Annotated in this window: 9 protein-coding genes and 1 pseudogene; 7 read left to right on the top strand and 3 right to left on the bottom strand. The window is 37.7% G+C overall.

Features of this window, described 5'->3' with window-relative positions; translation table 11 throughout:
- Positions 1-58: 58 nt before the first annotated feature.
- Both H5159_RS12045 and H5159_RS12040 read right to left on the bottom strand, forming a co-directional pair.
- Complete coding sequence (locus H5159_RS12045) at positions 59-2,923, bottom strand: TonB-dependent receptor domain-containing protein (protein ID WP_182716177.1); 2,865 nt, start codon at positions 2,921-2,923, stop codon at positions 59-61.
- A gap of 278 nt (positions 2,924-3,201) precedes the next feature.
- Positions 3,202-5,541: a DNA polymerase II gene (locus H5159_RS12040; RefSeq protein WP_182780346.1), complete on the bottom strand. Its 2,340-nt coding sequence runs from the start codon at positions 5,539-5,541 to the stop codon at positions 3,202-3,204.
- 109 nt (positions 5,542-5,650) lie between these two features.
- Here H5159_RS12040 and H5159_RS12035 point away from each other — a divergent pair, with 109 nt between their 5' ends.
- From H5159_RS12035 to H5159_RS12005, 7 genes are all read left to right on the top strand, one after another.
- Positions 5,651-7,384, top strand: coding sequence for a tetratricopeptide repeat-containing sulfotransferase family protein (locus tag H5159_RS12035; RefSeq protein WP_182780345.1), 1,734 nt, complete (start codon positions 5,651-5,653; stop codon positions 7,382-7,384).
- Positions 7,385-7,468: 84 nt separating this feature from the next.
- Positions 7,469-9,544 carry an ATP-dependent DNA helicase DinG gene (gene dinG, locus H5159_RS12030; protein ID WP_039484246.1) on the top strand — a complete coding sequence of 692 codons (2,076 nt, stop codon included), beginning with the start codon at positions 7,469-7,471 and terminating at the stop codon, positions 9,542-9,544.
- Positions 9,544-10,320: a TSUP family transporter gene (locus H5159_RS12025; RefSeq protein WP_182780344.1), complete on the top strand. Its 777-nt coding sequence runs from the start codon at positions 9,544-9,546 to the stop codon at positions 10,318-10,320. The genes dinG and H5159_RS12025 overlap by 1 nt, the downstream gene beginning before the upstream one ends.
- 1 nt (position 10,321) lies before the next feature.
- Positions 10,322-10,930, top strand: a complete 609-nt coding sequence (locus H5159_RS12020) for a primosomal replication protein (RefSeq protein ID WP_002958255.1) — start codon at positions 10,322-10,324, stop codon at positions 10,928-10,930.
- A gap of 13 nt (positions 10,931-10,943) precedes the next feature.
- Positions 10,944-11,837, top strand: a complete 894-nt coding sequence (locus H5159_RS12015; protein WP_182716181.1) for a histone deacetylase — start codon at positions 10,944-10,946, stop codon at positions 11,835-11,837.
- 51 nt (positions 11,838-11,888) lie between these two features.
- Positions 11,889-12,170, top strand: a complete 282-nt coding sequence (locus tag H5159_RS12010) for a late competence development ComFB family protein (protein WP_002958257.1) — start codon at positions 11,889-11,891, stop codon at positions 12,168-12,170.
- Positions 12,154-12,306: a DUF2496 domain-containing protein gene (locus H5159_RS12005; RefSeq protein WP_076914928.1), complete on the top strand. Its 153-nt coding sequence runs from the start codon at positions 12,154-12,156 to the stop codon at positions 12,304-12,306. The genes H5159_RS12010 and H5159_RS12005 overlap by 17 nt, the downstream gene beginning before the upstream one ends.
- 284 nt (positions 12,307-12,590) lie before the next feature.
- On the opposite strand, the pseudogene H5159_RS12000 reads toward H5159_RS12005, so the two are convergent.
- A pseudogene (locus H5159_RS12000) lies at positions 12,591-12,719 on the bottom strand (IS481 family transposase); the annotation flags it as partial.

Raw genomic sequence — 12,719 nt, 5'->3', positions numbered from 1 at the left:
TTTTTCCCCATAAAAAAAGCGAGCCTAAGCTCGCTTAATATACATTAATTAATTCAAATTAGAATTTTAATGAAAGGCTCGCATGGAAGTAACGACCTAACGAATCGTAGTAACCAGCAATAGCATTTGCGTTTGTTGATAATGAACCACCAACTAGAGGTGCCTCTTTATCCATAACGTTGTTAACACCTACTAATAAAGACGTGTAATCATTAATAGTAAATGTACCTTTAAGGTCAATATAGCTTTGTGAGCTAATACCGTCGTCTTGTACTAATGTATCAGCACCAGTGTAATCGTTTACACCGCTGAAGAAACGCCATTTAGCAGTAGCTCTCCACCAGCTGCCCGTGTCGTAGCTAGCAGATACAACATGACGCCATTCTGGTTGAGGGAAACAACCGTTATCTAATGAGTCAACACAGTCATATACTTCACTTACACCAGGAATATTATCAAATTCCTTAGTTAACATGTAGGTACCAATGATACTAGTTTTTAATGTACCTTCAGCAATTTCCATATCGTAGTTTGCGCTTAAATCGATACCTTCGTAATGGATATTACCTAAGTTAGTATTTGTAGCAACAACTTGGCCAGAACCTATCCAAAGGCTACCACTACCAGGTGTACGGTCTACGTTATCACAAAATACAGCCGCGCCGCTTTTACCACATTGTGTAACTAGAATTTCTGGGTCAATATTACCAATCGCGTCTTCAAGTTCAATATCCCAGTAATCGATTGAGAAGTTGAAGTTTTCAAATGGGTTACCAACAACACCTAAAGTAATAGTATCAGCAATTTCTGGGGATAAATCTGGGTTACCACCAAACAGAGCATTATATTGATCCGCAGGGCTCTTACCTACATTGCCATACTGACTTGCAGAAACACCTGTATTTGCACACTCAGCAGCTGTTAGGCTTGGTGTACCAGCACATGGATCAGTACCGGCCCATAAACCAGTGCTTTGTTGAGCGAATAGCTCACCATTGTTTGCTGCACGAACTGCACGGTTGTAGCTTGAACGAATTTTCCAATCGCCTGTTACATCCCAGTTCATTGCCACTTTATAAGTCGGCTCAGCACCTGAAGTGCTATAGTCTGACCAACGGTAGCCTAATTCAACAAGTAAACTTTCAACTAACGGTAAATCTTCAACGATTGGTAGGCTAAGCTCACCAAACACTTCACGTACTTGATAACCACCATTTAAACTCTTAGTAGTACCACCTTGGCCTAGTAATAGACCTTGTGCAAATACTTCATCAGCTGTTCTACTGAATGTTTCTTCACGATACTCTGCACCAAATACTGCAGCAACTGGGTACTCTGAAGATGGAAGTGAGAAATCGAATTCGCCAGTAACAAAACCACTTACAATCAATTGCTCAGTAACACCGTTCAAGATTGCCGTACCAGTAAGTGACCCTGCAGCTTCTTCAGTTACACCATCAAACTGAAAAACATCGTACGGAATACAACCAGAAGTCGCGCTACAATCTTCACCATTTGCTGATAAAGCGGTGATTATACGCGGACCAAAGAAATCATTTTCATATGCTGAAGAAGATGAAGTTGAACCGTATTGAGCAAATGCTTCGTAAGACCAAAGGTCGTTAATTTCGCCTTTACTACCTAACACTAAACGGAAAGAGTTATGTTCAAGGCTGTCTGCACGAGGGCCACCTTCAACGTTACGCTTACCAATATAAGTTGCAAACTGATCACCAGAAGTCAATCCAAAGCGCTCAGTTAGTTGTGCACGTTGTGTATCATTTAATAATGGGCTATCAAAATCAATTGAGTAATTATCATTAAAGAACGTACCAGACTCAGCAATCTGCGCTGTAGTGCGGTTACGCATAAACATTGCTTCCATGAACGGACGGAAGCTATCATTTATTTCGTAGTTAGCAAACATACCTAATGTATGACGTTCATCAGGACGCATAAAGTGGTTAATTGGCGCGTAGTTATATGTATTACCAACTGAAGGAATAAAGCTGCTATCTTGACCTAGAGTCCAGTATTCGTACTGGCCTTCACCAAAGTCTACAACACCGTCAGCGTTAGGAGCTGAGATATAAAAGTTAGGGTTAACAGCATTACCTGAACCACCACAAGCTGTACCAGCAGCATTTAGAGCACAAGATGAGTAGTCACGTGCACCTTGGCGTAATTCATTTTGTCTGTTGTAAGTAAAGTAAGCTACTGCATGACCCCTACCACTATCAAATGCACCACCTAGAGTCGCTGCAAAATCAAATGACGCGCCATCAAGACCCGTATTACCTTCTTCATATTCAAAGCCAGCATCATCCATTAGGCCTTGCATGTATTCATTATCGTTATTATGTTGGTAAGCAGTTGTACCTACATTAACTTCAAAACCCTCAAACTGATCGTTCATTACAAAGTTTACAACACCAGCAACAGCGTCTGCACCGTAAGTAGATGAACCACCACCAGTCATTACATCTACGCGTTTAATTAGCGCGGCAGGAATTTGGTTAATATCCGCTGATTGTGTGTAAATACCACCAGCTTGCATACGACGACCGTTTACAAGAACAAGAGTACGCTGAGAACCCATACCACGTAAATCAAGAGTTGCAGTTCCCGAAGCACCATTTGATTGGAAAGAAGTATTAGACGCTTCTAGTTGCGGTAAGCTATTCATCATGTCTTCAACACGAGTAAAACCTGCAACAGCAATTTCTTCAGCAGTTGTTACTTGCACTGGGCTAGCTGTTTCCATATCTGTACGTTTGATACGTGAACCAGTAACTTCAATTCGTTCAACCTTATCAACTTTTTCTTCATCAGCAGCAAACGAACTTGCTGAAAAAGCAGCTGTTGAAGCTGTACCGAAAGCTATCGCTAAGCGAACTGCTTTTGAAACTTTATTATTTAACATTTGATTCTCCCAGAATACTTTATATTTTTTATATTTTTTGCTTGATTACCATTTGTTAATAAATGGTAATCATACGTTATGATAATACCAGCAACACAACGTGGTCAACATAAAATTAACTTATTGTTAATTACCAACACTTTCAAAGCTAAAGCATTACAATTTTAAAATCAAAAAATTTACATTGGTATTATTAAATAGCGCCATTACTGCATTAAGGGAAATTATAAAAAAGGGGGGATTGAATTCACAAAGGTTAACTTTTAGCTCACGGTAACTTAAAAGAGAGAGGTTTGAGAGCTCTTTGATAGCGTCACTTCCATAGCACTAAAAATCATTTCGGCTATTGGGTCTAATTGTTTTTTTATATACAAAGGATAATTCAGTCTTTTATTTGTATCACTGAGCTCTGGTCCATCAAATGTGTAAACATACTCTATAATTTGCCCTCGTTTCACCTCAAAGTTTGGGTTCTGGGCTTTATATTTTTTAACTGCTTGGACATGTGGTGGAATATTCTTTTTATATTCAGTTAAATTTTGTCCTAACCTTTTTCTATAAATTAATTTATCGTCAAATTCTCCATTTTGTAAACGCCTAGAGTAAGAATTAACTAACTCCTCTAAAAGGCTTATTTTATAGTCACTACTGAACAAAGCTTCAAACAACTCTACTTGAAACTCTTGAGCGAACTCAGTCCAATCACTTCGAACTGCTTCAACACCTTTAAATACTAGCTCATTGTGATTTTTATTAATTTTTTGACCTACATATCGTTTTTTAGAGCCCATCGTTTTCCCCCTAATTGTAGGCATAAAAAAAGGACTGTATAAGGTTTCAAATTCAATTTCCAAAAAGCTCTCTAAGTCGTGCTTCTGACTAATTTCTTGTACCCACTGTTGATTGATATTAATAGCTAATTGTTTACCAATTTCATCGCATTGAAGCGTATTCAAACCGTCATCCAAAGTAATGAATATTGAATCTGTATCGCCATAAATTACATTGTACCCACACTCCTCTATCCATTTTTTTGTGGTTTGCATTATATCGTGCCCACGTAGTGTGATTGAACTTGAAAGACGTGGATCGTAAAAGCGACACCCCCGAGAACCAAGCACTCCATATAAGCTATTCATAATAATTTTTATAGCCTGCGATAACATAGGTTTTTGGCTATCTTTTGCTTCTTGTCTTGTTATTGATAGAGTTTTTATAAGGGCTGGTAAATGATTTTTATGTCTTGAAAAAAGTGCATTATTATATCCTGGAATTGCATCTTTTGGATTGAGCAACCCCTCAATTAAACCAAGAGGGTCTATACAAAAAGTACGCATAATTGATGGATATAAGCTTTTAAAGTCGAGTACAAGTACATTTTTATAAAACCCCGGTTTTGAAGACATTACATACCCTCCAGGACTATCAAAACTTAAGCCATGATCTCCTAAATTAGGTGCAACATAACCACTTCGGTGAAGTAAGGGCAGATAAAGGTTAACAAATGAAGCGACTGAACCGCCCATTCTATGAAGTTCAAGTCCCGTTAATTGACTCCTAACAACAGCAAAATCAAGTAAATTTAATTTGTTAAAAATACGTAGAACCAGTACGCAATCTTGTCTATTGTATTTCGCAAGGGATAACTTATTATCATTAAATTGGCGTTCAATTTCTGCTAGCTGGTCACTTGAACTGATGTACTTTTTCTCACCAAGCTCCTTAGCAGCTACATTTGACAGGCTAAAGCTATCATAGTGGTAGGTCGCATTTTTTAACGTGTCTATACCGTCTATAACAACTCTTCCTGGTATAGTTAATCGAGTATAATGGCCTACTCGTAATTTTATTTTTTCGTTATTACGTCCAAGACGCAATTCTATACCTAGAGTTTCAGCTCTGGAGTGAAGAACAGAAAAATCAAACTCAATGACGTTCCAACCAATAATAAGATCTGGATCTGTTTTTGCTATAAAGTGCTGTAATTTTTGTAAAAGATCGATTTCATCAACACACCATATTATTTCAATTGCATCACTATATTTAATAGGACTGCCAATCATTAATACACAATCAATGCCATGACCGACCAAACCAATGGAAAATAATACCCCTTCTCCATTGCACTCGATGTCTAAAGAAACTGTTTTAAACTTAGGATTTACATCTGGGTTATTTTTAAATTGGCAATTGGTTAACAGCCTATATCCGTCTTTATGTGTAATATCTCCTCTCACCCATGTGGAGCCTTTAATAAATCGCTCCATTAAAAAGCGATCTATAGGGCGTATGTCATCTTCGTATGTCACAATGCCCTCTGCGCTTAGAGCTTTTAACGCATTGTAGTAATGTTTAAGTGATTTAAAGTAGCAACCAGCCACAGTCCCCTGCTGAAAATCTTTTAATTCTACAGGGACAATTTCAAAAGAAACATCTGAGAGCCGCAGTACTTTTTCTACCGTCGCTTTATCCTTTAACTTGATAAAAAAAACAACTGACTCTGGTAAGCTAATTGCTTTTAATGGCCCTTTTTCAGTTAAAAGCCAAATAACAAAACTTACGCCCAAAGGTGAATCAACTGTTTCTGTAGAGAGAATAAACCCCGAGTCTAAGTGCATTAATGAAATAAGCCTTGTAATAAAAAACGACAAAAATAAAATTTGTAAAGCAGGTTATATTTTATTTCTTTCTAAGTTAGTCTTAAGAAAAAAATAATATGAGCATTCAATGAGCCCTTCTGAAATTATCCAACACGCTAATAATCTCCTTCAACAAAACAAGCTTCAACAAGCCAAAAAAATAATATTATCTTTAATTCAAACTGCACCAGAGCACCATCAAGCTTGGCAAGTATTAGCCCAAGTACATCGACAGTTAAAAGAGCAAGAGCAATACCAACAAGCCATTAAACAATATGAGATGATTGCTTGGTTTAACCAACGTTTAGATAAAGCGAATCAGCATCTATTAAACAAAGAATTAAAACCAGCAGAAAACATTGCCCATGAGTTGCTCAAGCTTGTAGCGAATGAATACCGTGTTTTAGTGTTATTAAGTAAAATAGCTTTTCAGGCAAACGACTTAAAAACGTATTTGGCTATTACTTCTCATAATATAAATATAAATAGCACAAAATCAGCCGCTTATGATGCGCACATTGAAGCATTATTTAATACAAAGCAATATTTAGAGCTAATCTCTTTTTATAATAGGTCGACCAAATTAGTTACTTTACTACCACAATCCCAAAGTCTACTCGCTGCTGCCTATGTAAAAATGATGGACTTCAAAAATGCATCTCTAAATTACCAATCTTTGTTAAATAAAAATTATTACCCCGCATATTGCAATTTAAGACTTGGAAACATAGAAAAGATAATTGGCAATAACCAAAGTGCTATTGCGTACTTTTGCAAAACAATAAAACTAGCTCCCCATATCGGCGAAGCCTATTGGAACTTAGCAAACTTAAAAACATATACTTTCACTCAGCTCAATATAGCTAATTTAGAACAGCAGATAACAATAGACTCAAATAAATTAAATAGAGCACAACTTCACTTTGCTTTAGCTAAAGCATATGAACAACATAGCAGATACGAAGATGCCTTTTTGCAGCTAAGAATAAGTAACGATTTACAAAAGTCACTTACCCCTTACATTACTAATGACTTTAATGAGCGCTGTAAAAAATACCTAACCAAAAAAGTAGCCAATACAGTACATACCTCAACCGAAAATGAAGTCCAGCTGATATTTATTGTAAGCTTGCCTAGAAGTGGCTCTACACTTATTGAGCAAATACTGGCATCGCATAGCCATGTTGACGCTAGCTATGAATTATCAGAAATCAATTCTATTGCAGTAGAGTTAGAAAACCTTCAGATAAAAAGCAACGTACCTTATAAGCTAAATAGTTTGACTCAAGAGCACTTGGCAACATTAGCCAAACGCTACTTAAAATTCATTGAACCTTTTCGCAATAACAAGCCTTACTTTATTGATAAACAACCAGTCAACTTTCAACATATTGCTCTTATCAAAACTTTATTCCCTAATGCAAAAATAATCGATGTACAACGAGATAAAAAAGCGACTGCATGGAGCCTTTATAAGCACTCATTTTCACAGGGCCATAGTTATAGCTACGATCAGGAAGATTTAGCTCACTACATGAATGAATATTATAAGCTGATGACACATTGGCATAGCGTATATCCTGACGAAATATATACAATTAATTATGAAAGCTTAATAAGCAACTTCACTGAAACGGTTAATGATTTATTTGAACATTGCAATTTAGTAGTAGAGCAAGCGTGTTATGAGTTTTATAATAACCAACGCCCTGTTTTAACTCCCAGTTCAGAACAAGTACGTAAGCCAATTTACAAAGAAGCGCTGACTGACTGGAAAAAATATGCAAATCATCTAACGCCACTGCTTAATAGGCTAAATTAGTAAACAAGCTGCTTGTAGTTACACTCTTATAACTCTAAAATCCATAGCACTGTAATTATATACATACTTTAGGTAAATCATCCCATGCTTTCTGACTCACTAAAAAAAACAATTAGGCAAGTACACCAGCATGTGGCTAGTAACCTAAAAGATTATCGCCCTCGTAGCAGTCAAAATTATCTTGTAGCCGAAATAGCAAAAACACTTGCTGGCGAATACCATAAAAAGCAGCGCATTTGCGTAATTGAAGCAGGCACCGGTACCGGTAAGTCTCTTGCCTATTGTTTAGGCGCGTTGCCTCTTGCCTTAGCGCAAAAAAAGAAGCTAGTTATTTCTACCGCAACCGTTGCACTGCAAGAACAATTAATAGCAAAAGAGCTCCCATTTTTTAAAAAGCATTCAGGCCTCGACTTTAAATTTGATTTGGTAAAAGGTCGCCATCGTTATATTTGCGCTCACAAATTACATAATGCTGTAAACGGCGATAGCCAAACACAAATGGACTTTATGCCAACGCTTACTTCACCATTGAGCGCAATGGAAACCAAGTGTTTGAATGAGCTATATAACGCATATGTGAATAAAAAATGGCAAGGCGATAGAGACAGCTGGGCCGATACCGTACCCGACAGAGTATGGAACTTAATAGCGTGCGATAAACATTCATGCCAACGCCAAATGAAGGCCCATCAAACGTGTCCGTTTCAGCTTGCTCGTAATCAATTAATGCAAATGGATGTGCTGGTAATTAATCACTCTTTATTACTAGCTGATTTAGACTTAGGCGGCGGTAAAATTTTACCCGAGCCCGACAACACCATTTATGTAATTGATGAAGCGCATCATTTAGCACATATAACACGCGACTTTTCATCGGCCGCAGCAACAATTAAAGGTACAATAGAATGGCTTGATAAGCTCACCAAGTTTAGCGGAAAAATGGCAAAGGTTTTAGTAGGGCAAAGAGCCATTGGCCAAAACTTTAAACTTTGCGACAGTATTAATGACGCGAATAAAGATTTAAAAGTAGTTCGCGATATTCTCGATAATGCTGACTTTGAATATTCGAAAGACGATACTTATCGCTTTGAGCACGGTGAAATTCCACAATCGCTGCACAGTAAAGCAAAAGACATAAGCGAAGCCACGCAAGATGCGCTGCGCTGTTTAAACAAAATGCACGACACCCTTACCCAAGATGTAAGCGACGGCGACATAAAACCTTACGTTGCCGACCCAATACTAGGCGAAAGCGGTCAATACATAAACCGCTTAGAGCAACTAAACAAACTATGGTTTAGTTACGCAAAAAAAGGCGAAGGTGCTCCCCATGCACGATGGATAAAACGTCTTGAATATAAAAGCCATCACGACCACTTATTAAGCGACTGCCCTATCGAGGTCGGTTATTACCTAAAAGATAAATTGTGGCGAGAATGCGCGGGCGCTGTTTTGTGCTCTGCGACATTAAGTGCACTGGGCTCGTTTGATCACTTTGCTTACGAAACAGGACTTGCTAAAGAAGAAGGCGTTAAATTTATTAAAGTACCTTCTCCTTTTGATTACCCAAAACAAGCCACTTTACGTATTCCGGTATCTAAAGTAGAACCTACCGATAAAGACTTTAGTGATCACCTAGCTAAAACTTTACCAGAGTACCTAAATGATAAAAAAGCGAACCTTGTACTATTCGCTTCTTACTGGCAAATGGACCACGTAACAAAATTTCTTAGAACAAAAGGTTTTAACTTATTAGTACAAGGTGAGATGTCGCGAGAAGCGTTGCTTAAATTACACACTAAAAATGTAGACGAAGGCAAAGGCAGTATTTTATTTGGAACCCAGAGCCTTTCTGAAGGCCTTGATTTACCTGGTAAATATTTAGAGAACTTAATAATTACTAAAATTCCGTTTGCTGTACCTACTTCGCCAATAGAAGAAGCGCAAGCAGAATTTGTACAAAGCAAAGGCGGTAACCCGTTTTTAACGATTACCGTACCAGACGCCGCAAAGAAATTGGTACAAAGCTGTGGTAGACTGCTGCGAAAAGAGAGTGATGAAGGCTGTATTACTATTCTCGATAGGCGCTTAGTTACTAAGCGATACGGTAAAGCCATGCTCGACACCCTACCACCTTTTAAAAGACAAATAGATTATTAATGTTTGAACTCGCACTCGATCCAACAACCTGGGCTGTTTTATGTGCTGTTGCACTTGCCGCAGGTTTTATAGACGCTATCGCCGGTGGCGGTGGCATGTTAACTGTACCCGCTTTATTAACTGCTGGCTTACCTCCACATTTAACATTAGGCACCAATAAATTAGCGGCTAGCTTTGGCTCGTTAACGGCAAGCTATACATACTATAAAAAGAACTTATTTAGTCCTAAGTTTTGGGCAGCCTCCATTACTGCAACCGCAATAGGTGCATTGATAGGTACTATTATTGTTGATCATTTAAGTATCGATTTTTTAAACAAACTACTCCCCATTATTATTATTTTAGTTGCTGGCTATAGCTTATTTGGTAATTTAAGCACCACCGAAGGCGATGAACTTCCTAAACTAAACAAAGCGATGAAAATAAAACAATGGCTACAAGGTTTAGCATTAGGCTTTTTTGATGGTTTAGCAGGCCCAGGTACGGGTACATTTTGGACTGCTTCTAATGGCATGCTTTACAAAATGAACCTGCTACTCAACTGTGGCTTAGCGCGTTCAATGAACTTTGTGTCTAACTTTATATCTTTAATTACCTTTGTTGCACTCGGCCATGTAAACTTTTTACTTGGCATAACAATGGGCTTTTTTATTATGCTAGGCGCATGGTTTGGGGCGCATTCAGCAATACGTTTTGGTAGCAAATTTATTCGCCCAGTTTTTAATACTATGGTTATACTTTTAGCATTAAAACTAATTTACGAGGCTTACTTTTAATATGCATTCAATGGCTTTAGATAAACTACGCCAACAAGTTGCAACGCTAAAACAACAAGCTGAGCAATTTGATAAAGCTAAACTTTTTTCTAAAAATCGTTACATGCAAGCACAACCTAGCTTGTTTGACCGCGCAGTTTTTAGTACCAAAAGCATGAACCTAGTCGATTACGTAATAGAAATAGAAGACGAAGTTTCAAGGTTACCGCCAAGCGAGCATCGCCATGCTTATACCTACGCGCTTGAACGTATTGCAGCTCAAATACAAGCTGTATTCAATGTTATTAAATCAACGCCTATTTGGGTTAAAGAAAACAAAAGCCATTATAAACCACGCCCTAAGCAAACCGTTTATAAGCAAGCTGTGCAAAAAATAATGCAATCATCCCATGAGCTTTACGACGAATTAAAACAAAACCATGAGTTTGAACGCCGTTTAGTGCTCATGATTGAAGAGCGAAAAATGCAAATGGATAAAGCCTCGCCTGCTAAAGCACAAAAGCTTAACCTTGAAATATTAAGCACACACGCTCGATTAGGCCGCTGCAGAAAAGCAATTTCTGCCACCGAAGATAAAATTCAACAAGTAGAAAAACAGCAGCTGCGTTAAGGTGCACTTTACTATGCAGCTTTATTATCATCCATTGTATTCAGACCTTATACTCCCAGAACGTCATCGATTCCCTATTCAAAAGTATAAGTTACTTAAAACAGAAATAGAAAACCTAGGTGTTTCGGCTATTCACTTTCAAGAGCCTGAAAAAGCAACCAAATCTCAACTTTCGCTATGTCATAGCCAACGTTATATAGATGACTTTTTAAATGGGACTCTTAGCAATAAAGCCATAAAAAAAATGGGCTTTCCTTATTCAAATGAATTGGTAGAGCGCACATTACTATCAGTTGGGGCAAGCATCCAAAGTAGTGAACACGCGCTAAAACATGGTTTTTCGGCTAATTTAAGTGGTGGCTATCATCATGCATACAGTGATTACGGTAGCGGTTTTTGTATTTTTAACGATCTAGCTATTGCAGCAGCACATTTAATAAATACAGAGCAAGCCGACACTGTTTTAATTTTTGATTGCGACGTACACCAAGGCGATGGCACAGCACAAATCACTCAAAACCATGACCAAATTATTACCTGCTCAATTCATTGTGAACAAAATTTTCCTCGTAATAAGCAAGAGTCCACCTACGATTTTGCATTGCCCGCTAAAACAACCGACGCTGAGTACCTTGCTACATTAGAGCAAGCACTCGATTTTTGCGTGCGTATTCATAGCCCCGATATTATTTTGTATAATGCAGGTGCTGATATTTACACAAAAGACGAGTTAGGCTTGTTTGAAGTATCACTAGATGGCGTATATAAACGCGACTTTTTTTCTCTCAACTTTTGTAAGCAACACCAAATCCCACTAATGTGCGGCCTAGGCGGAGGTTATCAGCGTAATTTGAGTTCACTAATTAATGTTCATAAACAACTATTTAAAGCCGCTATCGATTTATAGCAAGCCATAGTATAGACTCAGTTAAACGGATTATTTTAAAGCGGTGGGAATATGCGATTACACGAAGACATACACAACTATTACGAAAAGATTGTAGTCGAGGAAGTTATCAAACTTAAACTTGATGAAAAATATGATGAAGATGTAATGGCTGACTTTTGTTGTACGGTACTAAATCAGCTCCCGCCACGATATATTCGCTACGATGTAGATATGGCGTTTTATTTACCGCAATCAGAACGCATACATATGGAACAACGTGTACAAACAGCAATAAATGTTGCAATTAGCCAAATATCAAAAAAGAAAGAGTTAAATGACAAGTCCACTTGATCAAGCCCCTACACATATGAAACTTGCAGTAGATTTAATTATGATACTAGAGCAACACGATGTTGCTCCAGAAGAAGTACTTAAAGCACTTGAAATAGTTAAAAGCGACTTTGAAAAGAAGCTAGAAAAGTCATAACTCTATTCTATTATTTGTATGTCGTGCTCGGTAACGCTACCTTCGTGCTTAGTGCAATCAATTTTCTTGAATAAATCTTAACTTGATCTGTCAGATTCGAATAATAGAACTCAATCGAATCTGACAGTTGTATATGTGTTGACTCAAAGTCGCTGTGTTTATTTTGGGAAAGATCAGAAGCTATCTACATAAAACACCATATAACATGTGTATATGGTGTTATAAGGTGTACTAGCTCAGACTTGATCTGACAGTTACCCGTTTTTTAATCGGTGACTGTCAGTCTAGATTTGAGCTAAATTTTTCTCAGCCCAGATCAATTTTCCATCTAATAAAGTTTCTAATGGCGTTCTGCCACAGCATATTTTTCCTTGATGAGTTCGGTCATTATTGTAATAAATCATCCATTCGTC

Origin of the sequence: Pseudoalteromonas sp. SG43-1, from assembly GCF_014164415.1 — a bacterium.
GTDB lineage: Bacteria > Pseudomonadota > Gammaproteobacteria > Enterobacterales > Alteromonadaceae > Pseudoalteromonas > Pseudoalteromonas distincta.
The sequence above is the reverse complement of the archived record's forward strand: the minus strand, read 5'-3'. Positions and strand labels throughout refer to the sequence as shown.

Excerpts from the sequence above, each read along its gene's own strand:
- H5159_RS12045 (WP_182716177.1), bottom strand. The coding sequence starts at position 2,923 with ATGTTAAATAATAAAGTTTCAAAAGCAGTTCGCTTAGCGATAGCTTTC.
- H5159_RS12040 (WP_182780346.1), bottom strand. The coding sequence starts at position 5,541 with ATGCACTTAGACTCGGGGTTTATTCTCTCTACAGAAACAGTTGATTCA.
- H5159_RS12035 (WP_182780345.1), top strand. The coding sequence starts at position 5,651 with ATGAGCCCTTCTGAAATTATCCAACACGCTAATAATCTCCTTCAACAA.
- dinG (WP_039484246.1), top strand. The coding sequence starts at position 7,469 with ATGCTTTCTGACTCACTAAAAAAAACAATTAGGCAAGTACACCAGCAT.
- H5159_RS12025 (WP_182780344.1), top strand. The coding sequence starts at position 9,544 with ATGTTTGAACTCGCACTCGATCCAACAACCTGGGCTGTTTTATGTGCT.
- H5159_RS12020 (WP_002958255.1), top strand. The coding sequence starts at position 10,322 with ATGCATTCAATGGCTTTAGATAAACTACGCCAACAAGTTGCAACGCTA.
- H5159_RS12015 (WP_182716181.1), top strand. The coding sequence starts at position 10,944 with ATGCAGCTTTATTATCATCCATTGTATTCAGACCTTATACTCCCAGAA.
- H5159_RS12010 (WP_002958257.1), top strand. The coding sequence starts at position 11,889 with ATGCGATTACACGAAGACATACACAACTATTACGAAAAGATTGTAGTC.
- H5159_RS12005 (WP_076914928.1), top strand. The coding sequence starts at position 12,154 with ATGACAAGTCCACTTGATCAAGCCCCTACACATATGAAACTTGCAGTA.